Origin of the sequence: Polaromonas aquatica, from assembly GCF_042659145.1 — a bacterium.
GTDB lineage: Bacteria > Pseudomonadota > Gammaproteobacteria > Burkholderiales > Burkholderiaceae_C > Polaromonas > Polaromonas aquatica.
This window is the reverse complement of sequence record NZ_JBHSRS010000018.1, coordinates 41,708-66,228: the sequence shown is the minus strand read 5'-3', so window position 1 is coordinate 66,228 and position 24,521 is coordinate 41,708. Positions and strand designations below refer to the sequence as shown.

Genomic DNA, 24,521 nt, shown 5'->3' with positions numbered 1-24,521 from the left:
AGTGATGTCTTTACGCCTTGCTGCAATGCGTTAACCTTGATTGCCATGAGCTACATACTCGCACTTGACCAGGGCACGACCAGTTCGCGGGCCATTTTGTTTGACCACGCAGGCGGCGTTGCGGCGCTGGCGCAGCAGGAGTTTCGCCAGATATTTCCCCAGCCCGGCTGGGTCGAGCACGATGCGCGCGAGATCTGGGCTGCGCAACTCGCGGTAGCCCGGGAATGCATGCAAAAAATGCCTGTAGCCGGCGGTAATCAGGCGCAGCAGGCTATTGATTCGATAGCAAATCCGGCGGGCCGGGCAAACAGAATCGTCGCCATAGGCATCACCAACCAGCGTGAAACCACGGTTTTGTGGGACCGCAAGACCGGTGAGCCGGTTGCCAACGCCATCGTCTGGCAGGACAGGCGCACCGCAGGCCGTTGCGACCAGCTGCGCGAAGCCGGCCACGCCGACCTGATCCAGCAAAAAACCGGGCTGCTGCTGGATGCCTATTTTTCAGGCACCAAACTCGAATGGCTGCTTAACGAGGTGCCCGGCGTGCGAGCCCGGGCCGAAAAGGGCGAACTGGCTTTCGGCACCATGGACAGCTGGCTGGTCTGGAACCTGACCGGTGGGCGTGTGCACGTCACCGACGCCAGCAATGCCTCGCGCACCCTGCTGTTCAACCTGCACAGCATGCAGTGGGACGATGAACTGCTGGCCCTGTTCAATATTCCCGCCTCGGTGCTCCCGAAGGTGGTTGCCAGCAGCGGCGTGATGGCTGAAACCGACGCGGCGCTGCTGGGCACGCCCATCAGGATCGCCGGCATGGCGGGTGACCAGCAGGCTGCTACCTTCGGCCAGGCCTGCCTGTCGCCGGGCATGGCTAAAAACACCTATGGCACGGGCTGTTTCATGCTGATGAATACGGGCGGCAAGCCGGTGGTCTCCAGCAACAAGCTGCTGACCACGGTGGGCTGGCGCATGGACAAAGACACTTATTGCCTGGAAGGCAGCGTTTTTATGGCCGGCGCCACCATACAGTGGCTGCGTGACGGCCTGCAGATCATTAAGTCGGCCGCAGAGGTGCAACCACTGGCCGAAAGCGTGCCCGACAGCGGCGACGTGTACCTGGTGCCCGCTTTTGCCGGCCTGGGTTCGCCCAACTGGGACCCTTACGCCCGCGGCGCGTTGCTCGGCATGACGCGCGGCACCACCCGCGCCCACATCGCCCGGGCCGCGCTGGAGGCCATCGCGCTGCAAAGCGCCGATGTGTTTTCCGCCATGAGCCGGGACGCCGGACTGCCGCTGCAGGAGTTGCGCGTGGACGGCGGCGCCAGCCGGAACGATTTGCTGATGCAGATCCAGGCCGACTTTCTGGGCGTGCCGGTGGTGCGCCCCCAAGTGACGGAAACCACGGCGCTGGGCGCGGCCTACCTGGCGGGGCTGGCGGTCGGCTTCTGGCGCGACACCGATGAAATCGTCGCCCATTGGCGTGTGGACCGCCGTTTTGAGCCGCAAATGGGCGCGTATGCCCGTGCGGCCAAGCTGGCGCGCTGGCACAAGGCGGTGGAGCGTTCCAGGCAGTGGGCTGAAGCGGATTGATATTGCTATAAAAATAATAGCTGGTTGCGCTGGATATACGCCGGCCAGAGCCATTTATCGTCATAAAAATGGCATTTTCAGGCTCTGCGTGTGGGTTTTTGCCCCGGGTTTCAAGGAAAAAAGAGCTTTGGCCCAATAACAACAGGCGCAAGCAGCTATTAAATAAGGAGCAATGAATGGCTGCGGCGATGCCGGCCCCGTACAGATCGTAAATAGGCTCTTACACTGGATGCCATGATCCGTGCCCACCTGATCGCACAACTCGCCAGGCCTGTGACATACGACCTTGCCGTGATTGGCGGCGGCGCCACCGGTCTGGGCGTGGCGCTGGACGCCGCGGCGCGCGGGTTCTCGGTGGTGCTGGTGGAGTCGCACGACTTTGCCAAGGGCACCTCGTCACGCGCCACCAAGCTGGTGCACGGCGGTGTGCGTTACCTGGCGCAGGGCAATATCTCGCTGGTGCGCGAGGCCTTGCATGAACGCACCACCCTGTTGGCCAACGCGCCGCACCTGGCCCAGCCGCTGGCTTTTGTGATGCCGTCCTACAAGTTCTGGGAGGCGCCGTTTTACGGCGTCGGGCTCAAGATGTATGACGCGCTGGCCGGCAAGGCCAGGCTGGGGGCCACGGAGTTCCTGAATCGCGCCCAAACCCTGGCGCTGCTGCCCAATACCAAACACCGGGGGCCCAAAGGGCACCTGAAAGGCGGCGTGAAGTACTGGGACGGCCAGTTTGACGATGCGCGCCTGGCGCTGGCACTGGCCCGAACGGCCGCCGCGCAGGGGGCGTTGCTGATCAACTACTGTGCGGCAACCGCCTTGCTGCACGAGGGCGGCAAGCTGGTCGGCCTGCAGGCCAGGGACCAGGAGACCGGCCTGACTTATGAAGTGAAGGCTGACTGCGTGGTTAACGCTGCCGGTGTCTGGGTGGACCAGTTTCGCATGGAAGACGGCAAGGCCATTGGCCGGGACGTGAAGGCCATGGTGGCGCCCAGCCAGGGCGTGCACATTGTGGTGGACCGTTCGTTCTTGCCCGGCGACCATGCCATGCTGATCCCCAAAACAGCCGACGGCCGGGTACTGTTTGCGGTGCCCTGGCTGGGCAAAACGATTCTGGGCACCACCGACACGCCACGCCACGACCTGGCGCGCGAGCCGCTGCCTTTCAAGGAAGAAGTCGACTTCATACTCGGCGAATCGGCCCGCTACCTGACAAAGGCACCCGGCCGGGCAGACATCAAAAGTATCTGGGTAGGCCTGCGGCCGCTGGTCAAACCCGCGGATGACGACGGCGACAACACCCAGGGCCTGTCGCGCGAACACACGGTCCTGGTGAGCAAAAGCGGCCTGGTGACGGTCACGGGCGGTAAGTGGACGACCTACCGGGCCATGGCCGAAGACGTGATGGACAAGTGTTTTGCTGCAAAACTGCTGCCGGCGCGGCCCGGCGCGGTGACCACGCAGCTGCGGCTGGTGGGGGCGCAGGCCGGAACGGGCCGCGGCGCAGGCCACAGGGTTAGTGATGCGCCCGGCATACATCTATATGGCAGCGAGGCGCCGGCTGTGCTGGCCTTGCCTGGTGCCGCGCGCCTGCTGGGCGGCGGGCTGACCGAGGCCATGGTGCGTTTTGCCGCCCGCCACGAGTACGCCAGGACCGTGGAAGATGTGCTGGCGCGCCGCTCCCGGCTGCTGTTCCTGGATGCGGCGCTGGCCAGGTCGCTGGCGCCCGAGGTGGCCGGATTATTGCGGCTGGAAACCGGTGTCGATCCCGCGCTGGAGGCATTCCTGGCGCTTTGCGACCAGTATTTGCAGCTGCCGGATTGACCTGTCCTGCCTTTGGGTAGGTCTTTTGGCGTTTTTCCCTGGTTTTGTGGGTTTATTTACACCAAGGGGTGTTGACAGCCCATAAGCCTTTGATGATAATCGTGGGCTTCGCTCCAAAAAGCGGAGAATTCTGACTTAAATAGCCTAATTGGAAGCATTGCAAGTGGTTTGCAGTGTGGACGACGGGCCCAAGACTGATTGGTCTGCTACCTGAAAAGGCTGCAAACCGGTGCAAGTTGGGAACAAATTAAATGATTCAAACGCAATCCAAACTCGATGTTGCTGACAATACGGGTGCTAAGTCCGTGATGTGCATCAAGGTGCTGGGTGGTTCCAAGCGCCGGTACGCCAGCGTCGGTGACATCATCAAGGTCAGCATCAAAGAAGCCGCTCCACGTGGCCGCGTCAAAAAAGGCGAGGTTTACAGTGCAGTGGTCGTTCGCACCGCCAAGGGCATCCGCCGCGGCGATGGTTCGCTCGTCAAATTCGACGGCAACGCAGCAGTGTTGCTTAACGCCAAGCTGGAGCCCATCGGCACCCGCATCTTCGGACCAGTGACGCGCGAGCTGCGCACTGAAAAGTTCATGAAGATCGTGTCCCTGGCTCCTGAAGTTCTGTAAGGACACGCCATGAACAAGATTCGCAAAGGCGACGAAGTCATCGTTATCGCAGGCCGCGACAAGGGCAAGCGCGGAACGATCACGCAGCGCACCGACGACAGCCATGTGCTGATCGAAGGCATCAACACGGTGAAGAAACACACCAAGCCAAACCCCCTCAAGGGTACGACCGGCGGCATAGTCGCCAAAAGCATGCCGATTCACCAGTCCAATGTCGCCATTTTCAATGCGGCATCCGGCAAGGCGGATCGTGTTGGTATCAAGCTCCTGGCTGACGGCAAAAAAGTGCGCGTCTTCAAGTCCAGTGGCGACGAAATTAAGGCTGCATAAACATGGCACGCTTGCAACAACAATTCCGCGAAAAAATCGCACCTGCCCTGATTGAAAAATTCGGCTACACATCGCCGATGCAGGTTCCACGCATCACCAAGATCACGCTCAACATGGGTGTGAGCGAGGCGGTTGCAGACAAGAAGGTCATGGACAACGCCGTCGGCGACATGACCAAGATCGCAGGCCAGAAGCCTGTGGTGACCAAGGCCAAGAAGGCTATCGCTGGTTTCAAGATCCGCGAAGACCTGCCCATTGGCTGCATGGTGACCCTGCGCGGCGTGCAGATGTATGAGTTCCTCGATCGTTTCGTGACCGTGGCCCTGCCGCGCGTTCGTGACTTCCGCGGTATTTCCGGCCGGGCCTTCGATGGCCGCGGAAACTACAACATCGGCGTGAAAGAGCAGATCATTTTCCCTGAAATTGAGTACGACAAGGTGGATGCCTTGCGCGGCCTGAATATCAGCATTACCACGACGGCCAAGACCGATGAAGAGTGCAAGGCACTCCTCACCGCCTTCCGTTTTCCGTTCAAGAACTGAGGCGGGCCATGGCAAAACAAGCATTGCTGCAACGTGAACTGAAGCGCGACAAACTCGTCGCCAAGTTCGCCAAGAAACACGCAGAACTCAAGGCAACGTCCAACGACGCCAAGCGCTCCGATGAAGAGCGCGCTCTGGCCCGTCTGGAGTTGCAAAAGTTGCCCCGCAACGCCAACCCTACCCGCCAGCGCAACCGCTGCGCGATCACGGGTCGCCCGCGCGGAACGTTCCGTCAATTCGGCCTGGCTCGCGCCAAGATCCGTGAATTGGCTTTTGCTGGTGATATCCCTGGTATCACCAAGGCAAGCTGGTAAGCATAGGAGAACCACAAAATGAGTATGAGTGATCCTATCGCCGACATGCTGACACGCATCCGCAATGCACAAATGGTTGAAAAAGCCGTTGTGCTGGTGCCGTCGTCAAAAGTCAAGGTTGCCATTGCACAGGTTCTGAAGGATGAGGGCTACATCGATGGCTTCTCCGTCAAGACCGACGAAGGCAAGTCCCAGCTGGAAATCGCCCTGAAGTATTACGCAGGCAAGCCCGTGATTGAGCGCATCGAGCGCGTCAGCCGCCCCGGCCTTCGCGTTTACAAAGGCCACGGCGCCATTCCTCAAGTCATGAATGGCTTGGGTGTGGCAATTGTCACGACGCCCCAGGGTGTCATGACGGATCGCAAGGCACGCGCTACCGGTATCGGTGGTGAAGTTCTTTGCTACGTGGCCTAAGCGGCGGCATTGAGGAGTAACTGAAATGTCTCGTGTAGCAAAAATGCCAGTGTCCTTGCCCCAGGGTGTGGATGTGGCTTTCAAAGATGACCAGATCAATGTCAAGGGTGCCCTCGGTACCCTGGCCCTGGCACAAAATGCGCTGGTCACCATCAAGAATGATGCTGGCAAGCTGACGTTTGCCCCCGCGAATGAGTCGCGTGAAGCCAATGCCATGAGCGGCACCATGCGCCAGCTCGTGAATAACATGGTGACCGGCGTCACCAAGGGTTTCGAGAAAAAGCTGAGCCTGATCGGCGTGGGTTACAAGGCCCAGGCGCAAGGCGCCAAGCTGAACCTGACCGTGGGTTATTCACACCCGGTCATCATGGACATGCCCGCAGGTATCACGGTGGCAACGCCTACGCCTACGGAAGTGCTCATCAAGGGTTCTGATCGCCAGCGTGTCGGCCAGATCGCCGCTGAAGTTCGTGCTGTTCGTCCTCCCGAGCCTTACAAGGGCAAGGGCATCCGTTATGCGGATGAGAAGATCACGATCAAAGAAACCAAGAAGAAATAAGGAGCTGCAACATGTTGACCAAAAAAGAGCAGCGCCTTCGTCGTTCACGCCAGACCCGCATCCGCATTGCCACGCAAGGCGTTGCCCGTTTGACCGTGAACCGTACCAATCTGCACATTTACGCCAGCGTTATCTCTGGCGACGGCACCAAGGTTCTGGCTGCAGCTTCCACCGCGGAAGTGGAAGTCCGCAAGGAAATCGGCGCCTCCGGTAAAGGTGGAAACGTTGCTGCTGCGCAAGCCATTGGCAAGCGCATTGCCGAAAAGGCAAAAGCAGCGGGTGTAGAAAAAGTGGCGTTTGATCGCGCCGGTTTTGCGTACCATGGCCGCGTCAAAGCGCTGGCTGATGCTGCACGCGAAGCTGGTTTGCAGTTCTAAGCAGACTGGAATTAAGTATGGCTAAGTTTCAAGCAAAATCGAACAACGACGCTCCAGACGATGGTCTGAAGGAAAAGATGATCGCGGTCAACCGCGTGACCAAAGTGGTGAAGGGCGGCCGTATTCTCGGTTTTGCAGCACTCACGGTGGTTGGCGACGGTGACGGCCGCGTTGGCATGGGCAAGGGCAAGTCGAAAGAAGTGCCGGCAGCCGTGCAAAAGGCTATGGAAGAAGCGCGCCGCAACATGACCAAGGTGTCATTGAAAAACGGCACGATTCACCACAACGTATTCGGCCACTGGGGTGCCGCCAGCGTCATGATGATGCCGGCAGCCAAAGGTACCGGCATCATCGCCGGCGGCCCGATGCGCGCAGTCTTTGAAGTCATGGGCATCACCGACATCGTGGCCAAGAGCCATGGTTCGAGCAACCCATACAACATGGTGCGTGCAACGATGGATGCGTTGAACAACTCCACCACGGCTTCCGACATTGCAGCCAAGCGTGGCAAATCAGTCGAAGAAATCTTCGGCTAAAAGCTGCCCAGGAGCATTGAAATGACGACAGAGAAAAAAGTTAAGGTTCAGCTGATCAAGAGCCCGATTGGTACCAAGGAATCCCACCGCGCCACCGTGCGTGGCCTGGGTCTGCGCGGTATCAACAGCACCAGCGAACTGGAAGACACACCCGCAGTGCGCGGCATGATCAACAAGATCGCGTATCTGGTCAAGATTGTCTAAGGACTCATCATGGAATTGAATGGAATCAAGCCTGGCCAGGGCGCCAAACATGCCAAGCGCCGTGTCGGCCGCGGCATTGGATCTGGCATCGGCAAGACGGCAGGACGTGGTCATAAAGGCCAGAAGTCACGTGCTGGTGGTTATCACAAGGTCGGTTTTGAAGGCGGTCAAATGCCTATGCAGCGCCGTCTGCCAAAGCGCGGTTTCAAGTCACACAACCTGAAATTCAACGCTGAAGTCACGCTGTCTGCCCTCGAGCAGCTCGGTTTGGCTGAAGTTGATCTGCTGGCGCTGAAAACGGCCGGCCTGGTTGGCCAGCTTGCAAAGAACGTCAAGATCATCAAAACCGGTGAACTGACCAGGGCGGTCAAGCTGAATGGCATTGCTGCAACCGCAGCTGCCAAGTCCGTGATTGAAGCCGCTGGTGGCTCGATCGCTTAATAACTGACTGGATAAATCAGTGGCGACTAACTCGGCTCAAATTGCAAAAACCGGCAAGTTCGGTGATTTGCGCAGCAGGCTCGTGTTTTTGCTGCTGGCGCTGGTGGTGTATCGTATTGGTGCGCATATTCCGGTGCCGGGGATCGATCCGGGGCAGCTCAAGGAGCTGTTCAAGGGCCAGCAGGGCGGCATATTGAATTTGTTCAATATGTTCTCCGGCGGTGCCTTGTCGCGTTTTACGGTGTTTGCGCTGGGCATCATGCCCTACATTTCCGCTTCCATCATCATGCAGCTGCTTACCTATGTCCTTCCGACATTCGAGCAGCTCAAAAAAGAAGGTGAAGCGGGACGCAGGAAGATCACGCAGTACACGCGCTACGGTACCCTGGGCCTGGCCCTGTTCCAGTCGCTGAGCATTGCCGTGGCGCTCGAAAGCTCGCCTGGCCTGGTTCTGGCTCCTGGTTTCGGCTTCCGGATGACCGCTGTGGTGAGCCTGACGGCCGGCACGATGTTCCTGATGTGGCTGGGTGAGCAGATCACCGAGCGCGGTTTGGGTAACGGCATCTCCATCCTGATTTTTGCAGGTATTGCAGCTGGTTTGCCAAATGCAGTGGGTGGTTTGCTGGAGTTGATCCGCACAGGTGCCATGAGCATCCTGGTGGCCATCGTGATCATTGCGGTCGTGGTGCTGGTGACCTACTTTGTGGTTTTTGTCGAACGGGGCCAGCGCAAGATTCTTGTGAATTACGCCAGACGCCAGGTTGGAAACAAGGTTTACGGCGGCCAGTCATCGCACTTGCCACTGAAGCTGAATATGGCGGGTGTGATCCCACCGATTTTTGCTTCGTCGATAATCCTGTTGCCGGCGACCGTTGTGGGCTGGTTCAGCAGTGGTGAAAGCATGCGCTGGCTGAAAGACATTGCCAGCACGCTGACACCGGGACAGCCTATTTACGTGATGCTCTATGCCAGCGCGATTGTGTTTTTCTGCTTCTTTTATACCGCCCTGGTATTCAACAGCCGTGAAACTGCAGACAACCTGAAAAAGAGCGGTGCCTTCATCCCGGGTATTCGCCCTGGTGACCAGACAGCACGTTATATCGACAAGATCCTGGTGCGTTTGACGCTGGCAGGTGCGGTTTACATCACGTTTGTGTGCTTGCTGCCGGAGTTTCTGATTTTGAAATACAACGTGCCGTTCTATTTTGGCGGTACGTCGTTGATGATTATTGTCGTGGTCACCATGGATTTCATGGCCCAGGTTCAAAACTACATGATGTCGCAACAGTATGAGTCGTTGCTTAAAAAGGCGAACTTCAAGACGTCATTGGGTGGTTAATTGGGCAGCTGATGGGATATGTCCAAAGATGACGTGATTCAGATGCAGGGTGAGGTTGTAGAAAACCTTCCCAATGCAACTTTCCGGGTCAAGCTGGAAAATGGACACGTTGTACTAGGGCACATTTCAGGAAAGATGCGTATGCACTACATACGCATCCTTCCCGGCGACAAAGTGACAGTTGAATTGACGCCTTACGATTTATCTCGTGCGCGTATTGTGTTTCGTGCCAAGTGAGCACAGTGGACAAGTTTTAGGAGAAAGTAATGAGAGTTTCAGCTTCGGTCAAGAAAATTTGCCGCAACTGCAAAGTCATCCGTCGCAAAGGCGTTGTTCGCGTGATCTGCACAGACCCACGCCATAAACAGCGTCAAGGCTGATTTCAAGAGTTTTAGAGGACGAACATGGCCCGTATCGCTGGTATCAATATTCCGCCGCAGCAGCACGCCGAAATCGGCTTGACTGCAATCTTTGGCATCGGTCGCACCCGTGCTCGCAAAATTTGCGAGGCATGTGAGATCGCCTACTCCAAGAAAGTCAAAGATTTGACTGATGGAGACCTGGAAAAAATTCGTGATCAGATCGCGCTGTTCACCATCGAGGGTGACCTGCGTCGTGAAACCACGATGAACATCAAGCGCCTGATGGACATCGGCTGCTATCGCGGATTCCGTCATCGCCGCGGTCTGCCGATGCGTGGTCAGCGTACGCGTACCAATGCCCGCACCCGCAAGGGTCCGCGCAAGGCCGCTGCTTCGTTGAAGAAATAATCAAGAGGTCCTATGGCTAAGTCACCAAGCAACAACGCAGCACAGCGTGTCCGCAAAAAAGTCCGCAAGAATGTTGCAGACGGCATTGCACACGTGCATGCATCTTTCAACAACACCATCATCATGATCACGGACCGCCAGGGCAACGCCCTGTCCTGGGCTTCGTCTGGTGGCCAGGGTTTCAAGGGTTCGCGTAAATCGACCCCTTTTGCAGCCCAGGTAGCCTCCGAAGTCGCTGGCCGCGCCGCGATCGAACAAGGCATCAAAAACCTTGATGTTGAAATCAAAGGCCCCGGCCCCGGCCGTGAGTCTTCTGTTCGTGCACTGGGTGCACTCGGCATTCGCATCAACTCGATCGCCGACGTGACCCCTGTTCCGCACAACGGCTGCCGTCCTCAAAAACGCCGCCGTATTTGATCCCGTTGTCCTTGCCGGGCTGGTTGCCGAACGCGACCAACCCGGTGCAGGACGTTCAACCAAGCCCACCGCCGTTAGGCTCACGCCGAAGGCTCCTGCAGCAATGCAGCAGATGACACAAGGACACTCAAGTGGCACGTTATCTCGGCCCCAAGGCCAAACTTTCCCGCCGTGAAGGCACCGACCTCTTCCTGAAGAGCGCCCGTCGCGCAATTGCCGACAAAGCCAAGTTTGATTCCAAACCCGGCCAGCATGGACGCACGTCCGGCACCCGTACCTCCGATTTCGGCCTGCAACTGCGTGAAAAGCAGAAGGTCAAACGCATGTATGGCGTCCTGGAAAAGCAATTCCGCCGTTACTTCGAAGAAGCTGACCGCCGCAAGGGCAACACCGGCGCCAATTTGCTGTTCATCCTGGAATCGCGCCTGGACAACGTGGTCTACCGCATGGGCTTCGGCTCAACCCGCGCTGAAGCACGCCAGCTCGTGTCGCACAAGGCCATCACGGTCAACGGCGGCTCCGTCAATATCCCTTCGTACATGGTCAAGGCCGGCGATATCATCGCCGTGCGCGACAAGTCGAAGAAACAGACCCGCGTGACCGAGGCTCTCGAGCTGGCCAAGCAGGTTGGCATGCCCGCCTGGGTTGACGTGAACGCTGACAAGGGCGAAGGCACCTTCAAGAAGACGCCTGACCGCGACGAGTTCGCCGCCGACATCAACGAATCGTTGATCGTCGAGTTGTATTCACGCTAATTTCGTTCCTGCGGCACGGATCCCCGTCGCCGCAGGTTCTGCTTCGCCGGCCTTATCGGTGTAACGAGCCGAGGGTATTGAGAGGAAGATTGCATGCAGACTAATTTACTGAAACCAAAAACCATTAACGTTGAGCAACTGAGCGCCAACCGCGCAAAAGTGACGCTCGAACCCTTCGAGCGTGGCTACGGTCACACGCTGGGTAACGCGCTGCGGCGCGTTTTGCTGTCTTCGATGGTCGGGCATGCCGCCACGGAAGTCACTATTGCCGGTGTGCTCCATGAGTACTCGTCCATTGACGGTGTCCAGGAAGATGTCGTCAACATTTTGCTGAACCTCAAGGGTGTGGTGTTCAAGCTGCACAACCGTGATGAAGTGACCCTGAGCCTGCGCAAGGATGGCGCCGGCCCTGTGACTGCAGCCGATATCCAGACGCCTCATGACGTCGAGATCATTAACCCTGAGCACGTGATTGTTAACCTGTCGCACGGCGGCAAGATTGACATGCAGATCAAGGTTGAAAATGGCCGCGGCTATGTGCCCGGTACAGTGCGCCGCTACGGCGACGAATCGACCAAGTCGATTGGCCGTATTGTTCTGGATGCTTCCTTTTCGCCGGTCAAGCGTGTCAGCTACACCGTTGAAAGCGCCCGCGTTGAGCAGCGTACCGACCTCGACAAGCTGGTCCTGGAAATCGAAACCAACGGCGCCGTGACCGCAGAAGATGCAGTTCGCGCTTCGGCTAAAATTCTGGTTGAGCAGCTGGCAGTGTTTGCACAGCTGGAAGGCAATGAGCTTGCCGCGTTTGACACACCAGTCCAGCGCAGCTCGCAGCAGTTCGATCCTATCCTGCTCCGTCCCGTGGACGAGCTGGAACTCACGGTTCGCTCTGCCAACTGCCTGAAAGCAGAAAACATTTACTACATCGGCGATTTGATCCAGCGTACTGAAAACGAGCTGCTCAAGACACCGAATCTGGGCCGTAAATCGCTCAACGAAATCAAGGAAGTGCTTGCATCGCGCGGCTTGACGCTGGGCATGCGACTTGAGAGCTGGCCGCCTGCAGGGCTGGACAAGCACTAATTAAACGAACAGACCATCTCTTGGCTGAGATGGCGCACGGGCAGTACCTGATACGGCTGCCTGAATATTAAAAAGGAAATCACCATGCGACACGGACACGGACTACGTAAACTCAACCGCACCAGCGAGCACCGCCTCGCCATGCTGCGCAACATGATGAATTCGCTGCTCCAGCACGAAGCCATCAAGACCACCTTGCCAAAAGCCAAGGAACTGCGCCGCGTTGTTGAGCCCATGATCACGCTGGCCAAAGAGCCAACGCTGGCCAACAAGCGCCTGGCCTTTGACCGCCTGCGCGATCGCGACATGGTCGTCAAGCTGTTCGCTGAACTCGGCCCACGTTACAAGGCCCGTCCTGGCGGCTACACGCGCATCCTGAAAATGGGTTTCCGCGTTGGTGACAATGCACCTATGGCCCTGGTCGAGCTGGTTGACCGTCCTGATGTGGCTGATGCCACTACAGCTGACGCGGCCAAGGCAGAATAGGTTATAATAAATACATATCGCGCGGTGGAGCAGCCTGGTAGCTCGTTGGGCTCATAACCCAAAGGTCGTAAGTTCAAATCTTGCCCGCGCAACCAACATCCAGATCACCAGGTCTGGTAACCAAAACGCCCACTTCATGTGGGCGTTTTGCTTTGTGGCGACATCACCATCAATCTATCGCAGGAGCGCATGCTTTCACGGCCTGCTCAAGGCCGGAAGTGGTCATACAGCGGCCCGCAGCGGCTGATGTCCGTCTCTGGTCTTGCGAACCCCTTCGGCTCAATATCCGACAGCCCTTATTCCCACGTTTAAACGTCAAAGGAATGCATTTGCACAGGAATTTCAGCAGTTCAGGACTGGTCCGTCTGCTCGGTGATCTGGCTTCGGTGGATGTTGAGCCGTCGAAGCAGGACGTTGCAGAGCGACTGGGCGACTGGCTGGACGTTTTTGATGCCATCACGCTCCATGCGGCGCACCAGTCAATCCATGCGCTTGACGGCAAGAACCCATCAGATGCGTTGCCGGCCAAGGCCCCGCCCCTGGAAGACGAATTTCATCGGGTGCGAACGACCCTGGTGAAGGGCATCACGGCAAGCGCCTCGCCTCCTGCCAGCGGAAACCAGGCCAGAAACCACCTGTCCCCCCCGGAAGCTCCTATCGAAACGGACGCAGGTTATGCACCGCATCGCCAGCGTTATCTCGCCCAGCAGCGTCAGATGGTGTTGAGGATTGAGGCTTTGCGTGCCTATGTCCGGGATGCCATGACCCAGGTCTCGCCCCAGCTCGGGCAACTGGCCAGCTTCGATGCCGTGATGGACGAAAGACTCGGTGCCCGGGAGCAAAAACTGCTCTCAACGGTGCCAGTGCTGCTGGAGCGGCGTTTCAAGCATTTGCGTAGTACCCAGCAGCAGGACCTCTTCGGGCAGGAGATGCAGGAGGTCTTGCTGGCGGAACTGGAAGTCCGGCTGCAGCCGGTGGTGGGATTGATAGAAGCATTCAGTAACGAGGTCAAGAAGTAGCCATGAACAGAGTTTTTTTTGCAGTCGCCTTCGCCATCGGTCTGATCACCGTGGCCTGGGTGGGTTGGGGGTTTGTCGGTACGAGCTGGATGGCCCTGGTCATGACGGCGGTGATTGCCGCTGTGTATTTGCTGGGCGCATTCGAACTCAAGCAGTTTCGCGCCGCCACGGCCTCGCTGGCGAAGGCGCTGGCCGACATTGCGCAGCCGCGACCGGACATGAGTGCATGGTTGGGGGGCGTTCACCCCTCCCTGCAAAACGCCGTGCGTTTGCGAATTGAGGGGGAGCGGGTTGGCTTGCCGGGACCGGCGCTGACACCTTACCTTGTGGGGCTGCTGGTGATGCTGGGCATGCTGGGCACCTTCCTGGGCATGGTGGTGACCTTCAAGGGCGCCGTGTTTGCGCTGGAAGGGTCGACGGATCTGCATGCCATCCGCTCGGCACTGGCCGCACCTATCAAGGGCCTGGGGCTGGCCTTTGGTACCTCGGTGGCTGGGGTGGCCGCGTCGGCCATGCTGGGCCTGTTGTCGGCCATCAGCCGCCGTGAGCGGGTGGATGTTGCGCGGCAACTGGACGCCCGGATTGCGACCGTCTTTCGGCCCTTGTCGCTCGCCCATCAACGCCAGGAAACCTTCAAGGCGCTGCAGCTGCAGGCCAATGCCTTGCCCGAGGTGGTCGACAAGCTGCAAGCCATGATGGAGGGCATGGAGCGCCGTAGCCAGCAGTTGAACGAACAACTGCTGGGCAGCCAGGCGCAGTTCCACAGGGAAGTCAGCGTGGCCTACACCGGTCTGGCCGACACCGTGGGGCAGACCCTGAAAGACAGCCTGACGGCCAGCGCAAAGGTGGCAGGCGAAAGCCTCAAGCCCGTGGTCGAAGCAGCGATGACGGAAATTGCGCAGGAATCAAAACGCCTGCACGAACGCGTGAGCGACGCAGCGCAGGCACAGCTGAACGGCCTCAGCAGCGCATTTAGCGCCACTGCCAGCAGCGTGTCCGAGAGCTGGACGACGGCGCTGCAAACCCATGCCCGCACCAGCGAACACCAGGTCCAGGGCCTGGACCGGGCACTGGCCAGCTTCACGGACAATTTCGAGCAGCGCGCCGGTGCCTTGCTGACCACGGTCAACGAGGCCGCGATCCGCTCGCAATCGGAACAGGCCGCCGCGGACAGTCAGCGGCTGGCGAGCTGGACCCAGGCGCTGGAAGCCATGGCGGCCACACTGCACAGCGAATGGCAGAACGTCGGGGCACAGACCCTGGCCCAGCAACAGGCGGTGTGCGAGACGCTGGAGAAAACCGCAGGCGAGATCAACGAACGCGCCAGCCAGCACGCGAGCCAGACCCTGGGCGACATGACGCGGCTGTTGGCGCAGTCCGAAGAACTGACGAGCGCCCGCATCGACGCCGAAGCCCGCTGGGTGCAGCAACACGGCGAGCGCATGGACCAGTTGGCCAGCTTGTTGCGCACGGAACTGGGCACGCTCAGGGATGACGAGGCCTCGCGCGGCAACGCCGCCGTGGAACGGCTCGGCGAGCTGCAGGCGGCGCTGGCCGGTCATCTGGTCACCGTCAACGAGGCCGTGACCAAATCGCAGGCTGAGCAGGCATTGACCGATCAACAACGGCTGGAAGCCTGGGCACAGCAACTGGAGCACATGGCCAGCACGCTGCACAGCGAATGGCAGCGCGCCGGTCTGCAGATGCTGGACCAGCAGCAGGCCGTCTGCCTGGCACTGGAGAAGACCGCAGCAGAAATCACGGAACGCACCAGCCACCAGGCCAGCCGGACGCTGGACGACATGGCACGCTTGCTGGACCGCTCCGAGGAACTGGTCCGCTCACGTGTAGAGACCGAGGCCCGCTGGACTGAGCAGCAGGGCGAACGCATGGATCAACTGACCAGTGTCTGGCGCACGGAACTGGGCGCGCTCCGCGACCAGGAGGCGGTGCGCGGCAACGCCGCTGTCGAGCGTCTGGGCGAGTTGCAGGCGGCACTCGCCACGCATCTGGCAACACTGGGCTCTGCACTGGAAGCGCCCATGACCCGCCTCATGCAAACGGCCTCCGAGGTGCCGCAGGCTGCGGCCGAAGTGATTGCGCAGTTGCGGCAGGAAATGAGCCGCATCACCGAGCGGGACAACCTTGCACTCGAAGAGCGCACCGCCGTGATGGAAAAAATCAATGCGCTGCTGCAGACCATCAACCAGTCCTCGGGCGAACAGCGGGCGGCGATTGAGTCGCTGGCCGCCTCCGCAGCGGCGGTGATGGACCAGGCCAGCCGGCAGTTTGCCGACACGCTGGGCACGCAGGCTGGCAAGTCCGCGGAAGTGGCGGCGCAGGTGGTTGGCAGCGCGGTCGAACTGGCCAGCCTGGGCGAGTCCTTCAACCACGGCGTGCAGCTTTTCAACACCACCAACGAAAAGCTGATTGACAGCCTGCAGCGCATGGAAGGCAGCATGAGCCAGTCCATGGCGCGAAGCGACGAACAGCTGGCCTACTACGTGGCACAGGCGCGCGAGGTGATCGACCTCAGCATCAGCTCGCAGCAAGGCATTGTCGAAGACCTGCGCCAGCTCCACAACAAACAGGCCGAGCTGCCTGCGGGAGTCGCCGGATGACGGACCTTGACGAAAGCGGCGACGGCGTAGAGCAGACCGCGCCGGTCTGGGCCGTTTTCGGTGACCTGATGTCGGGCCTGCTGGGCGCTTTTGTGCTGATCCTGGTCGGGGTGCTGGTGGTCCAGATGGACCTTGTGAGCAACCTGGAAGCCGAGGTGCAAAAGCGGCGGATCGAAGAGCAGCGCCGCATGGCCCTGGAAAAAGCCCTGGCCGTTCCTCTGGCCACGGGCCGCGTCACGCTGAACAACGGACGCATTGGCATCAGCGGCAGCGTGTTGTTCCCCTTGAACTCGGACCAGTTGCGGCCCGACGGCCGCCTGCTGCTCAAAAGCCTGGTGCCGCCCCTGCGGGTCTACCTGGGTGAGCGCGATGAAATGTTGATGGTCAGTGGTTTTACCGACGACAAACCCATACAGGAAGGCAACCAGCGTTTTGCCGACAACCTGGAGCTGTCGGCCCAGCGCGCCCTGACGGTGACCCGTGCCCTGATCGAAGAAGGCATGCCCTCGTCACTGGCCTTTGCCGCAGCCTTTGGCGCAGAGCAACCTGTGGCCTCCAACACCGATGACAAGGGCCGCGCGCTGAACCGGCGTGTGGAAATGGCACCGGTCCCCAAGTCCACCAGCCTGAAGGCCGCCACCCCATGAGTGCGTCGGGTCTTGCCGACATGCCGCATGCGCAGCGGGATGAAGAGCAGTCTCTGCTGTCGTGGCAGGCGTCCCTGCGCAGCCAGGGCGCGCAGCGCCTTGACCCCGCGCGTTTTTATTACCTGGAGCTGCTGTCGCAGCGCCTGGAAACAGCGCCGGCCGGGGTGCGAGGCATCCTGGAAGGCAAGCTCAAAGCTGCACTGGCGGACTATGACGAACGGTTCAGGCAGGCGCAGCAGGTGGCCGGTGACGAGCTGGCGAGCCTGTCCGCCAAACACCCCGACCAGGTTCGTGAACTGCAGCGGCTTTTCGCGGCAGGCGATTTTGGGGCCATGCGCCGGCTGGCCGCACCATCGGCCATCAGCCGGCCCTGCACGCCGCTGGCCCAGCTGAACCAGCACATCCGGGACGCCAGGAAAAACAGCATGGACCAGCACCCGGTAAACGATCTGGGGAGCAGCATGGTCAGCGATATGGCGGCCGGTTCTGAAATGGCGAGCGTGCGCCGCTTCAGGCGGGCGTGGTCCAAAATTGCGGCCGTGGACCAGGTCGACCGGGCCGTTGATCGAGGGCCTGTCAACGCCGGCCCGCTTAACTCGCACATGCTGGTGCTCAGGTCCCTGGCCTTGATGCGCAAGCTCTCACCCGACTACCTGCAGCGCTTTTTGTCGCATGTGGATACCCTGCTCTGGCTCGATCAGGCGAACCAGCAGGACACGCGGGTGAAGGCCAAACCGGTGCGTCGCAGCCGGGCAAAGAAGTGAGCGCGAGTCGCCTGTAATCTTCCGGTCCGGGTTGCGCAAGTGCATGGACCTGCGCTTTTGGATTGCTACAAAAACAATAGCTGGTTGCGCTTGCCTGTATTGGCTGTTGGCCTCTTTTGGGGCTGAAAATACAGGCGCAAACGGTGCCTGGAGCAATACCACAGTCGGGGCTGCAGGGCCAAAAAAACAAGTGATTTATGGCGCTGGCCTCCGTGTTCCGGGCGCAGCCAGCTATGAATTTTATAGCGCTCCCCGGGGCCGGCATCCGCGAGCCCAGCCCGCAGGCTGGTCAATCCTTGAGCATCGCGCTGCACGCAAGCACTGGCGCGGCTTTGCGGGCTTGTTCAGGTCCTTATCCACAGGGTGGCCCACAGCAACTGAGGGTAAGTCTGGGGATGTCTTGCTACCAGTCCACCAGGCTCAGGCCCACGCTCAACACCGTGCGTTTGCGGTTGTAGTCCAGCAGGCTGTCCCCGTAACCGCTGAACAGCTGCACGTGATAACGCAGGCCGGTGTAGGTGGGCGACGAGGCTGGCGCCATCATCCAGTCGATGCGGGTGGAGCCCCGCGCTTCGCTGCGCAGCGAGTGCCGCACGGTCACGCCCAGGGTGTTGTTTTTGCTGATCTGCCAGTTGCCGGTGAGCTCCGCGCGGCCGACGTAGTTTTCAATGCCGGGGTTGTCGTCGTTGACGGCCGATTCCTTGAGCCGTTGCCAGACGCGCCCCTGCAGGGTCAGGCTGGAGGTAGGGCTGAGCATTTTTTCGGCCGCACCCATCAGGTAGACGCGGTTCCAGCTGCGTGACAGCGGCAGCGATTGCCCGTTGGACTGGTGCACCAGCCCCAGTCCCGAGAGCCGGTAATTCCAGCCGCCGGCCATGGGGATCTGGTGCGGGTAGATGTAGATGACTTCGGGCTCATGGTCGGTGTTGCGAAACGGCCGGGAAATCGCCCCGCTGAACAACTGCCAATAACTTTGCTGGGAGTAGCCAAACCACAGCGAGTCATGGTTGTCGTCCTCCCCCGTGCCGCGCGTGAACAGGCCCTTGGCGATCTTGGTGCGTACCGACAGCTGGATCTTGGTTTCGTTGCGGCTGTAGGGCACGCTGGTCGCGGCTGTGTGGCCGGGGCTGGGCGATGAAGGTTGTGTGTTGACGCTGTCGGAGCCGACCACCGCTAGCGAGATCGGCCGGTAGCCACGCAGGGAAAAGGTGTCGCAGTCGGTGCCGCGCTGCAGTTCCCAAAACTTCGACAAGGTGGAGTACTTGTCGTTTCTGCAACCTATGGGCTTGCCGTCGGGTGCTTCAGCGCTCAGTGCGGGCAGTTGCAGCGTGGGTGCGGCAGGCTGGCTTGTGACGGGTGTGGCGGTGATCGCTACAGGCGCCGGAACCGGCATGGCCGGGGGTGTCTGCGCGGCCGCCCAATCCTGAAAGCACTTGAGCTGTGCACCCGGCTCGCCGGCCATGGCCTGGCAGACCTGCCAGCCGGCTGCGGGCAGGCGTTCTGCCGGTGCGCCGGACGATGCCGGGGTTTGGGCTGCGGCCAGTCCGCAAGACAGCAGCGTGGCGCCCAGCAAAACTGCGGAATGTGGGCGGGTGGCGGAGCGGGGCAGTTGCAGTGTCATGTTTTTGGCACTCATGGAAAAAATGATCTGAGCCCCGGGCACTCAGGGCAGCTTGCGCAAGGTGAAGGGCACATCAGGTGCATTGTCGGGTGCGCTGCTGCTGGTGTCCTTCCAGCTGCCCTGGAAGGCCTTGCCGCAAGAGCCTGCCACCATTTCACCATTCCAGGTGCCGGTGATGCTGATGCCGTTGGAGGATTCATCCAGCAGCAGCATGCCATCCTCCAGGTCGCCGGCCAGCGCGGCCTTGGCGGCATGGCCGGCTATTTTGGCGGAGCCGGCGGCTGCGCCCAGGTCCCGGCTGATCATGCCGGCCAGGCTTTCCGAGAATTCCGCATGCCGCTCCAGCAGCATGGTGGCCGTCGCCGGCAGGCCGTCAGGCGGGTTGGTAAAACTTGCGGTCCACAGGCCAAAAAGCTGCTCCGCTTTCATGTCCTGCGCTGCTGGGCAGCCGGTTTTTGCATCATTTTGGGCTCTGGCCCCCGGATTCAGAGCGCAGGCAGCTATTAAAAATGTAGCAATTCGAAGGCGGTTCAAGGTCATGGGCAAGTCAGCAGCGGGGAAAACCGCCCACTATCGCATGAATCCGTGAGGCATCCGTCCGGCGACAGGTAACGCTGAGGTAAAACAGGCGCCTGCAGTTTTACACTGCAGGCGCCTGGATACTGCCTGAATACTCTTAGTTGTTGCTGGAAACAGCAGCCGCGGCGGCAATGCCGTCGGCGGATTTTTTGGCAAATTCAGCACGCAGGGCCTTGAGCTTTTCGCGCGGGTCTTCCTTGACGGTGGTTTTGTCCAGCCCCATCTCCGCAATAAAACGGCTGGGTATGCCGGCAATCGTGTCGCGGCCTTTTTTGCGCCGGCGCAGCCAGTTCACCGCGAGGGTGCGTTGGGCGCGCGTGATGCCCACGTACATCAGGCGGCGCTCTTCCTGCAGCCGGATTTCGATGCTGTCGGTGTTGATGCCGTCGTCGTCATCGAGCTTGAAGGGCAGCAGGCCCTCGTTCACGCCGGCCAGCACCACGTGCGGCCACTCCAGGCCCTTGGATGCGTGCAGCGTGGAGAGCGTCACCACGTCCTGGTCGCCTTCGCGCTCGCTGATGGTGGACAGCAGGGCAATCGTCTGCACCACTTCAAGCATGGTCTTGGTGGGTTTTTCGATGGTGGCGCCCGAGGTGTCGTCAATCTGGCCGCCGCAGCGCTGGGCCATCCAGTCGCAGAAATCCATCACATTGCTCCAGCGGGCGGCCGCGACCTTTTCGCTGTCTTCGCCGTCGTAGAGATGTTTTTCGTAGTCGATCTCTTTCAGCCAGTCGTTGAGAAAGCTGCGGGCGTCTTCTGCGCCCACCGTGCGTTTGGCACGGTACTCCAGGTCGTTCACGAAGCGGCCGAATTCATGCAGCGAGCCGACGGCCTTGGCCGGCAGCACCGAGCCCAGCGAGTTGCTGAACAGCGCCTCGAACATGCTCAGCCTGGATTGATCCGCGAAAGTGCTCAGCGCACCCAGCGTGGTGTGGCCTATGCCGCGCTTGGGCGTCTTGATGGCGCGGATGAAGGCTGCGTTGTTGTCGTTGTTGACCATCAGCACCATCCAGCTGCACAGGTCCTTGATTTCGGCGCGGTCGAAAAAGCTCTGACCGCCTGAGACCTTGTAGGGGATCTGCGCCTTGCGAAAGGCTTTTTCAAAAGGCTTGGCCATGTGGTTGGCTCGGTACAGCACGCAGAAGTCCTTCCACTCCTTGAACTGTTTGCCCTCGGCCAGCAGGGCGCCTTCGGCACGCAGGCTCAGGATGCGCGCCACCACGCGCTCGGCTTCGTGCTCCTCGCTGTCGCAGTCGATCACGCGCACCGGCTCGCCCTCGCCCAGCTCACTGAACAGGGTCTTGGGAAACAGCTTGGGGTTGGGCCCGATCACGTTGTTGGCGGCGCGCAGTATGGCGCTGGTGGAGCGGTAGTTCTGCTCCAGCTTCACCACCTTGAGGTTGGGGTAGTCCTGCGGCAGCTTTTTCAGGTTGTCCAGCGTGGCGCCGCGCCAGCCGTAAATCGACTGGTCGTCGTCACCCACGGCGGTAAAACGCCCGCGCTCGCCCGCCAGCAGCTTGAGCACTTCGTACTGCGTGGCATTGGTGTCCTGGTACTCGTCCACCAGCACATGGCACAGCGCGGCCTGCCATTTGTTGCGCACGTCCTCGTGTTCCCTCAGAAGTTTCAGCGGCAGGCTCACCAGGTCATCAAAGTCCACACTCTGGTAGGCCGTCAAACGCTCTTCGTAGCGTGCCATGACCAGGGCGATTTGCCGCTCTTCATCGCCGTTGGCCTGCCCGGCGGCCTGTGCGGCATTGAGCCCCATGTTTTTCCAGCCGCTGATGGTCCACTGCCACTGGCGCGCCGTGGCCACATCGACGCTGCCGCCTGCGTCCTTGATGATGCTGGTGACGTCATCGCTGTCAAGAATGGAGAACTGGGGTTTCAGGCCCAGCACGGCGCCGTCCTGGCGCAGCATGCGCACGCCCAGTGCGTGAAAGGTGCAGATCAGCACGCCCCTGGCCTGCTTGCCTATCAGGGCCTTGGCGCGCTCGCGCATCTCGGCGGCGGCCTTGTTGGTGAAGGTGATGGCAGCGATCTGCTCGGGCTTGAGCCCCGACTGGATCAGCCGGCCTATCTTCTGTGTGATGACGCGTGTCTTGCCCGAGCCGGCGCCGGCCAGCACCAGGCAGGGGCCGTGCATATAGTTGACGGCTTCCTGCTGGGCGATGTTCATGCCGGTGTTGGCAAGGGAGGCGGCGGGAGATGCTGGCGGGGAGGACGACATTCAGGCAGACGGCGAGAAAAAGGCAGAAGAAAAAAGCGGGGGCAGCGGGCATCATAGCCAGTCGGCGCAACACCAACATTGCGGGCGACAATCAGCTTTGTGCTAGGCATTCTTCTCGTCACCTTTCCTTTTTTCGCGCTCGTGCTGTGTGGTTATGTCGCCACCCGCCGTGCTTTCCTGCCGCTGGCCGCGATTCCCGGGCTCAACGCCTTTGTGCTGTATTTCGCATTGCCGTGCATGTTGTACCGCTTTGGCGCCAATACGCCGATCAGGCAGCTGCTGGACGGCAAGCTGATTGCGCTTTACACCTTGTGCGCGCTGATCATGGTGGCTTTCACCATTGCCGTGACGCGCAACAAACGCATGGGCTGGAACGATGCGTCCTTTGGCGCGCTGGTCGCGGCTTTTCCCAACACTGGTTTTATGGGCGTGCCGCTGCTGGTTGCCCTGCTGGGCGCGCAGGCGGCCGGCCCGGCGATTGTCACCATCGCGGTGGACATGCTGCTGACCTCGTCGTTGTGCATCGCACTGTCGCGGCTCGACAGTGCGGACGAGCACGGTGCCGCGCGTGCGGCCCGGCTGGCGCTCAAGGGTGTGCTCCTCAATCCGCTGCCCTGGGCGATTGTGCTGGGCGGCCTGTCGTCGGCGCTGGCGCTGGGATTGCCCAGACCGATCATGGACACGGTCGGCCTGCTGGCCGATGCCGCATCACCCGTTGCCCTGTTCACCATAGGCGCCATACTGGCGCGTTCGCAGATGCAGAACACGGCCCGCACGCCGCTGGCCGATTATGTGCCGGTGGCACTCATCAAACTTGTCGTGCATCCTTTGCTGGTCGGGCTTTTGGGCCTGGCCGCGATCGCTGCCGGCGTGCCGCTGGACCGCTTTGCGCTGACCGTCGTGGTGCTGGCCGCCGCATTGCCCAGCGCCAGCAACATCGCCATACTGGCCGAACGTTTTGGCGCCGACAACGGGCGGATTGCGCGGATTATTTTGTTGTCTACCGTGCTGGCGTTTTTCAGTTTCTCTGCGGCGGTGGCGCTGCTTACCTGAGTACTTGGCTGCTTGAGCCTTCTGTGGGCAAACGTGGTGAACGCTTAGCTGCGACGCGAGGTTTACGAAAACATCAATAAGCAGTACTGTGCGCAGTCAGCTTTCATTCCGCCCGAATGCCGCTCCGGCGAATTAGGGGTTGCCACAGCCTCCTCTCGGCTGCGGCGTATTCGTTCATGAAGTTGGCATTGCTCGGGCTGACCTCGATGCCCAAGTCATTCAATTTGCGCACAACATCGGGCGTCGTCACCGCCTTTTGCAGTTCCACGGACAACTTGTCAATCACCGGTTTGGGCGTCGCCTTTGGAACAGCAACACCTTGCCAAGCGTAGACCTCCAGATCCTTGTACCCAAGTTCTGCAAAGGTGGGAACATCAGGCAACGCAGGCATACGCTTGGCAGACAGCACCGCCAATGCACGCAACCTGCCTGCGGTGATCATGGGCAACCCGCCTCCGCTTTCAACGATCATCATTGGTACTTGGCCACCGGCCACGTCTTGCACGGCAGGCGCCGCGCCGCGATATGGCACGTGGACCGCAAACAGGCCAAGACGCAGTTTGATCAATTCCATTGCCAGGTGGTGCGGTGAACCAACGCCCGGGGAGGCGTAGCTGAACTTGCCAGGCGACTTTTTGACAATGTCCATCCACTGCTGCGCGGTGGTGATGCCGCTATTGGGGGAAACAGCCAAGATCAGGGGAAAACGCGCCATCAGGCCTACAGGTGAGAGGTCGCGCTCTGGATCGTAGCCAAGCTTCTTGTAGAGCACGGGGTTGAATACCAGCACGGCGTTATCTGCCGTTACCAGGGTGTACCCATCGGGGGAGGATTTTGCAGCCGTCTCAGCCGCAATGCTAGATGCAGCGCCAGGCTTGTTGTCGATCAGCACTGGCTGCCCGAGTTGCACGGACATCTGATGGCCGACGGTGCGTGCCAGGAAATCAGTCCCCCCGCCAGCCGGGAATCCGACCAGCCAGCGAATGGGTTTATTGGGAAAGTCCTGTGCGTGGACATGGGGCATGGCTGTGCCGAAAAGGATTATGGTTAAAGCCGTCGCGAATGGATTCGCGAGCAGTCGGGCTAATTGAGGAACGAAAGAAATCATGTTTGTCTCCTGGAGTTGGTAATCGTGATGCTGCCGGTTACTTAATAAGTTGGACATCAAATAGCAGTTGAGGTATTGAGTTTTCATCCCTTCCATAATGAAGTTAAGAGAAGTGAAATTCGAAGCGACCTGATAGGCCATAGTCCGCATCTAACGCATCACCTTTTTGAGCAACAACTGGACGGGTAAAGGAACCGGCCCACACGACATCGCCTGCTTTTTTACGTGGCGATCCAGTTGCGGCGCGTCCAGTCCACCACACAGCAACGTCGTCCCCTTCT

Annotated in this window: 29 protein-coding genes and 1 tRNA gene; 26 read left to right on the top strand and 4 right to left on the bottom strand. The window is 60.1% G+C overall.

Features of this window, described 5'->3' with window-relative positions:
- The first annotated feature begins 45 nt into the window (after nucleotides 1-45).
- The 25 genes from glpK to ACFQND_RS08610 all read left to right on the top strand — a co-directional run bounded on the left by glpK (nucleotide 46) and on the right by ACFQND_RS08610 (nucleotide 17,649).
- Nucleotides 46-1,590 carry a glycerol kinase GlpK gene (gene glpK, locus ACFQND_RS08730; RefSeq protein WP_371436761.1) on the top strand — a complete coding sequence of 515 codons (1,545 nt, stop codon included), beginning with the start codon at nucleotides 46-48 and terminating at the stop codon, nucleotides 1,588-1,590.
- A 234-nt stretch (nucleotides 1,591-1,824) separates the two neighbouring features.
- Nucleotides 1,825-3,411 carry a glycerol-3-phosphate dehydrogenase/oxidase gene (locus ACFQND_RS08725; RefSeq protein ID WP_371436762.1) on the top strand — a complete coding sequence of 529 codons (1,587 nt, stop codon included), beginning with the start codon at nucleotides 1,825-1,827 and terminating at the stop codon, nucleotides 3,409-3,411.
- Between the two features lie 251 nt (nucleotides 3,412-3,662).
- Nucleotides 3,663-4,031, top strand: coding sequence for a 50S ribosomal protein L14 (rplN, locus tag ACFQND_RS08720; protein WP_371436763.1), 369 nt, complete (start codon nucleotides 3,663-3,665; stop codon nucleotides 4,029-4,031).
- A gap of 9 nt (nucleotides 4,032-4,040) precedes the next feature.
- Nucleotides 4,041-4,361: a 50S ribosomal protein L24 gene (gene rplX, locus ACFQND_RS08715; protein WP_371436764.1), complete on the top strand. Its 321-nt coding sequence runs from the start codon at nucleotides 4,041-4,043 to the stop codon at nucleotides 4,359-4,361.
- Between the two features lie 2 nt (nucleotides 4,362-4,363).
- The gene (rplE, locus tag ACFQND_RS08710) at nucleotides 4,364-4,903 is read left to right on the top strand and encodes a 50S ribosomal protein L5 (protein WP_371436765.1); all 540 of its coding nucleotides are present in this window, start codon (nucleotides 4,364-4,366) and stop codon (nucleotides 4,901-4,903) included.
- Between the two features lie 8 nt (nucleotides 4,904-4,911).
- Entirely contained in the window at nucleotides 4,912-5,217 is a 306-nt protein-coding gene (rpsN, locus tag ACFQND_RS08705) for a 30S ribosomal protein S14 (RefSeq protein WP_077592484.1), read from the top strand.
- 18 nt (nucleotides 5,218-5,235) lie between these two features.
- Nucleotides 5,236-5,631: a 30S ribosomal protein S8 gene (gene rpsH / locus ACFQND_RS08700; protein ID WP_371436766.1), complete on the top strand. Its 396-nt coding sequence runs from the start codon at nucleotides 5,236-5,238 to the stop codon at nucleotides 5,629-5,631.
- A 25-nt stretch (nucleotides 5,632-5,656) separates the two neighbouring features.
- Nucleotides 5,657-6,190, top strand: coding sequence for a 50S ribosomal protein L6 (gene rplF, locus ACFQND_RS08695; protein ID WP_371436767.1), 534 nt, complete (start codon nucleotides 5,657-5,659; stop codon nucleotides 6,188-6,190).
- A gap of 11 nt (nucleotides 6,191-6,201) precedes the next feature.
- Complete coding sequence (rplR, locus tag ACFQND_RS08690; RefSeq protein ID WP_007869273.1) at nucleotides 6,202-6,567, top strand: 50S ribosomal protein L18; 366 nt, start codon at nucleotides 6,202-6,204, stop codon at nucleotides 6,565-6,567.
- Between the two features lie 17 nt (nucleotides 6,568-6,584).
- Nucleotides 6,585-7,103: a 30S ribosomal protein S5 gene (gene rpsE, locus ACFQND_RS08685; RefSeq protein ID WP_188709721.1), complete on the top strand. Its 519-nt coding sequence runs from the start codon at nucleotides 6,585-6,587 to the stop codon at nucleotides 7,101-7,103.
- 21 nt (nucleotides 7,104-7,124) lie between these two features.
- Nucleotides 7,125-7,307, top strand: a complete 183-nt coding sequence (gene rpmD / locus ACFQND_RS08680) for a 50S ribosomal protein L30 (RefSeq protein WP_293405198.1) — start codon at nucleotides 7,125-7,127, stop codon at nucleotides 7,305-7,307.
- Between the two features lie 9 nt (nucleotides 7,308-7,316).
- Nucleotides 7,317-7,748 (top strand): 50S ribosomal protein L15, encoded by a 432-nt coding sequence (gene rplO, locus ACFQND_RS08675; protein ID WP_371436768.1) that lies wholly within the window; start codon nucleotides 7,317-7,319, stop codon nucleotides 7,746-7,748.
- A gap of 19 nt (nucleotides 7,749-7,767) precedes the next feature.
- Nucleotides 7,768-9,087 carry a preprotein translocase subunit SecY gene (secY, locus tag ACFQND_RS08670; protein ID WP_371436769.1) on the top strand — a complete coding sequence of 440 codons (1,320 nt, stop codon included), beginning with the start codon at nucleotides 7,768-7,770 and terminating at the stop codon, nucleotides 9,085-9,087.
- An 18-nt stretch (nucleotides 9,088-9,105) separates the two neighbouring features.
- Entirely contained in the window at nucleotides 9,106-9,324 is a 219-nt protein-coding gene (gene infA / locus ACFQND_RS08665; RefSeq protein WP_007869286.1) for a translation initiation factor IF-1, read from the top strand.
- A 29-nt stretch (nucleotides 9,325-9,353) separates the two neighbouring features.
- The gene (gene rpmJ, locus ACFQND_RS08660) at nucleotides 9,354-9,467 is read left to right on the top strand and encodes a 50S ribosomal protein L36 (RefSeq protein ID WP_028820150.1); all 114 of its coding nucleotides are present in this window, start codon (nucleotides 9,354-9,356) and stop codon (nucleotides 9,465-9,467) included.
- 24 nt (nucleotides 9,468-9,491) lie between these two features.
- Complete coding sequence (gene rpsM / locus ACFQND_RS08655; RefSeq protein WP_371436770.1) at nucleotides 9,492-9,857, top strand: 30S ribosomal protein S13; 366 nt, start codon at nucleotides 9,492-9,494, stop codon at nucleotides 9,855-9,857.
- Nucleotides 9,858-9,869: 12 nt separating this feature from the next.
- Complete coding sequence (gene rpsK / locus ACFQND_RS08650) at nucleotides 9,870-10,274, top strand: 30S ribosomal protein S11 (RefSeq protein WP_371436771.1); 405 nt, start codon at nucleotides 9,870-9,872, stop codon at nucleotides 10,272-10,274.
- A gap of 131 nt (nucleotides 10,275-10,405) precedes the next feature.
- Entirely contained in the window at nucleotides 10,406-11,029 is a 624-nt protein-coding gene (rpsD, locus tag ACFQND_RS08645) for a 30S ribosomal protein S4 (RefSeq protein WP_371436772.1), read from the top strand.
- Nucleotides 11,030-11,122: 93 nt separating this feature from the next.
- Nucleotides 11,123-12,112 (top strand): DNA-directed RNA polymerase subunit alpha, encoded by a 990-nt coding sequence (locus tag ACFQND_RS08640; RefSeq protein WP_371436773.1) that lies wholly within the window; start codon nucleotides 11,123-11,125, stop codon nucleotides 12,110-12,112.
- A gap of 84 nt (nucleotides 12,113-12,196) precedes the next feature.
- Entirely contained in the window at nucleotides 12,197-12,598 is a 402-nt protein-coding gene (gene rplQ, locus ACFQND_RS08635; protein WP_371436774.1) for a 50S ribosomal protein L17, read from the top strand.
- A gap of 18 nt (nucleotides 12,599-12,616) precedes the next feature.
- Nucleotides 12,617-12,693 (top strand) — tRNA-Met (locus tag ACFQND_RS08630).
- A gap of 234 nt (nucleotides 12,694-12,927) precedes the next feature.
- The gene (locus tag ACFQND_RS08625) at nucleotides 12,928-13,617 is read left to right on the top strand and encodes a DUF3348 domain-containing protein (RefSeq protein WP_371436775.1); all 690 of its coding nucleotides are present in this window, start codon (nucleotides 12,928-12,930) and stop codon (nucleotides 13,615-13,617) included.
- A 2-nt stretch (nucleotides 13,618-13,619) separates the two neighbouring features.
- The gene (locus tag ACFQND_RS08620) at nucleotides 13,620-16,238 is read left to right on the top strand and encodes a DUF802 domain-containing protein (RefSeq protein WP_371436776.1); all 2,619 of its coding nucleotides are present in this window, start codon (nucleotides 13,620-13,622) and stop codon (nucleotides 16,236-16,238) included.
- Nucleotides 16,235-16,885: an OmpA family protein gene (locus ACFQND_RS08615; RefSeq protein ID WP_371436777.1), complete on the top strand. Its 651-nt coding sequence runs from the start codon at nucleotides 16,235-16,237 to the stop codon at nucleotides 16,883-16,885. The genes ACFQND_RS08620 and ACFQND_RS08615 overlap by 4 nt, the downstream gene beginning before the upstream one ends.
- Nucleotides 16,882-17,649: a DUF2894 domain-containing protein gene (locus ACFQND_RS08610; RefSeq protein WP_371436778.1), complete on the top strand. Its 768-nt coding sequence runs from the start codon at nucleotides 16,882-16,884 to the stop codon at nucleotides 17,647-17,649. The genes ACFQND_RS08615 and ACFQND_RS08610 overlap by 4 nt, the downstream gene beginning before the upstream one ends.
- A gap of 403 nt (nucleotides 17,650-18,052) precedes the next feature.
- Here ACFQND_RS08610 and ACFQND_RS08605 read toward each other — a convergent pair whose 3' ends face one another.
- The 3 genes from ACFQND_RS08605 to ACFQND_RS08595 all read right to left on the bottom strand — a co-directional run bounded on the left by ACFQND_RS08605 (nucleotide 18,053) and on the right by ACFQND_RS08595 (nucleotide 22,079).
- Complete coding sequence (locus ACFQND_RS08605; RefSeq protein ID WP_371436779.1) at nucleotides 18,053-19,285, bottom strand: phospholipase A; 1,233 nt, start codon at nucleotides 19,283-19,285, stop codon at nucleotides 18,053-18,055.
- Between the two features lie 27 nt (nucleotides 19,286-19,312).
- On the bottom strand, nucleotides 19,313-19,699 hold the full coding sequence (locus tag ACFQND_RS08600) for a hypothetical protein (protein ID WP_371436780.1): 387 nt from the start codon (nucleotides 19,697-19,699) through the stop codon (nucleotides 19,313-19,315).
- 247 nt (nucleotides 19,700-19,946) lie between these two features.
- On the bottom strand, nucleotides 19,947-22,079 hold the full coding sequence (locus ACFQND_RS08595; RefSeq protein ID WP_371436781.1) for an ATP-dependent helicase: 2,133 nt from the start codon (nucleotides 22,077-22,079) through the stop codon (nucleotides 19,947-19,949).
- A 99-nt stretch (nucleotides 22,080-22,178) separates the two neighbouring features.
- Between ACFQND_RS08595 and ACFQND_RS08590 the strand changes: the two genes are divergently transcribed.
- Nucleotides 22,179-23,132, top strand: coding sequence for an AEC family transporter (locus tag ACFQND_RS08590; RefSeq protein ID WP_371436782.1), 954 nt, complete (start codon nucleotides 22,179-22,181; stop codon nucleotides 23,130-23,132).
- A 103-nt stretch (nucleotides 23,133-23,235) separates the two neighbouring features.
- Here ACFQND_RS08590 and ACFQND_RS08585 read toward each other — a convergent pair whose 3' ends face one another.
- Nucleotides 23,236-24,381: a Bug family tripartite tricarboxylate transporter substrate binding protein gene (locus ACFQND_RS08585; protein WP_371436783.1), complete on the bottom strand. Its 1,146-nt coding sequence runs from the start codon at nucleotides 24,379-24,381 to the stop codon at nucleotides 23,236-23,238.
- Nucleotides 24,382-24,521: the final 140 nt, after the last annotated feature.

Bases quoted from the DNA above. Each gene is read 5' to 3' on its own strand.
- glpK (WP_371436761.1), top strand. From the start codon at position 46: ATGAGCTACATACTCGCACTTGACCAGGGCACGACCAGTTCGCGGGCC.
- ACFQND_RS08725 (WP_371436762.1), top strand. From the start codon at position 1,825: ATGATCCGTGCCCACCTGATCGCACAACTCGCCAGGCCTGTGACATAC.
- rplN (WP_371436763.1), top strand. From the start codon at position 3,663: ATGATTCAAACGCAATCCAAACTCGATGTTGCTGACAATACGGGTGCT.
- rplX (WP_371436764.1), top strand. From the start codon at position 4,041: ATGAACAAGATTCGCAAAGGCGACGAAGTCATCGTTATCGCAGGCCGC.
- rplE (WP_371436765.1), top strand. From the start codon at position 4,364: ATGGCACGCTTGCAACAACAATTCCGCGAAAAAATCGCACCTGCCCTG.
- rpsN (WP_077592484.1), top strand. From the start codon at position 4,912: ATGGCAAAACAAGCATTGCTGCAACGTGAACTGAAGCGCGACAAACTC.
- rpsH (WP_371436766.1), top strand. From the start codon at position 5,236: ATGAGTATGAGTGATCCTATCGCCGACATGCTGACACGCATCCGCAAT.
- rplF (WP_371436767.1), top strand. From the start codon at position 5,657: ATGTCTCGTGTAGCAAAAATGCCAGTGTCCTTGCCCCAGGGTGTGGAT.
- rplR (WP_007869273.1), top strand. From the start codon at position 6,202: ATGTTGACCAAAAAAGAGCAGCGCCTTCGTCGTTCACGCCAGACCCGC.
- rpsE (WP_188709721.1), top strand. From the start codon at position 6,585: ATGGCTAAGTTTCAAGCAAAATCGAACAACGACGCTCCAGACGATGGT.
- rpmD (WP_293405198.1), top strand. From the start codon at position 7,125: ATGACGACAGAGAAAAAAGTTAAGGTTCAGCTGATCAAGAGCCCGATT.
- rplO (WP_371436768.1), top strand. From the start codon at position 7,317: ATGGAATTGAATGGAATCAAGCCTGGCCAGGGCGCCAAACATGCCAAG.
- infA (WP_007869286.1), top strand. From the start codon at position 9,106: ATGTCCAAAGATGACGTGATTCAGATGCAGGGTGAGGTTGTAGAAAAC.
- rpmJ (WP_028820150.1), top strand. From the start codon at position 9,354: ATGAGAGTTTCAGCTTCGGTCAAGAAAATTTGCCGCAACTGCAAAGTC.
- rpsM (WP_371436770.1), top strand. From the start codon at position 9,492: ATGGCCCGTATCGCTGGTATCAATATTCCGCCGCAGCAGCACGCCGAA.
- rpsK (WP_371436771.1), top strand. From the start codon at position 9,870: ATGGCTAAGTCACCAAGCAACAACGCAGCACAGCGTGTCCGCAAAAAA.
- ACFQND_RS08640 (WP_371436773.1), top strand. From the start codon at position 11,123: ATGCAGACTAATTTACTGAAACCAAAAACCATTAACGTTGAGCAACTG.
- rplQ (WP_371436774.1), top strand. From the start codon at position 12,197: ATGCGACACGGACACGGACTACGTAAACTCAACCGCACCAGCGAGCAC.
- ACFQND_RS08620 (WP_371436776.1), top strand. From the start codon at position 13,620: ATGAACAGAGTTTTTTTTGCAGTCGCCTTCGCCATCGGTCTGATCACC.
- ACFQND_RS08615 (WP_371436777.1), top strand. From the start codon at position 16,235: ATGACGGACCTTGACGAAAGCGGCGACGGCGTAGAGCAGACCGCGCCG.
- ACFQND_RS08610 (WP_371436778.1), top strand. From the start codon at position 16,882: ATGAGTGCGTCGGGTCTTGCCGACATGCCGCATGCGCAGCGGGATGAA.
- ACFQND_RS08605 (WP_371436779.1), bottom strand. From the start codon at position 19,285: ATGAGTGCCAAAAACATGACACTGCAACTGCCCCGCTCCGCCACCCGC.
- ACFQND_RS08600 (WP_371436780.1), bottom strand. From the start codon at position 19,699: ATGAAAGCGGAGCAGCTTTTTGGCCTGTGGACCGCAAGTTTTACCAAC.
- ACFQND_RS08595 (WP_371436781.1), bottom strand. From the start codon at position 22,079: ATGTCGTCCTCCCCGCCAGCATCTCCCGCCGCCTCCCTTGCCAACACC.
- ACFQND_RS08585 (WP_371436783.1), bottom strand. From the start codon at position 24,381: ATGGCCTATCAGGTCGCTTCGAATTTCACTTCTCTTAACTTCATTATG.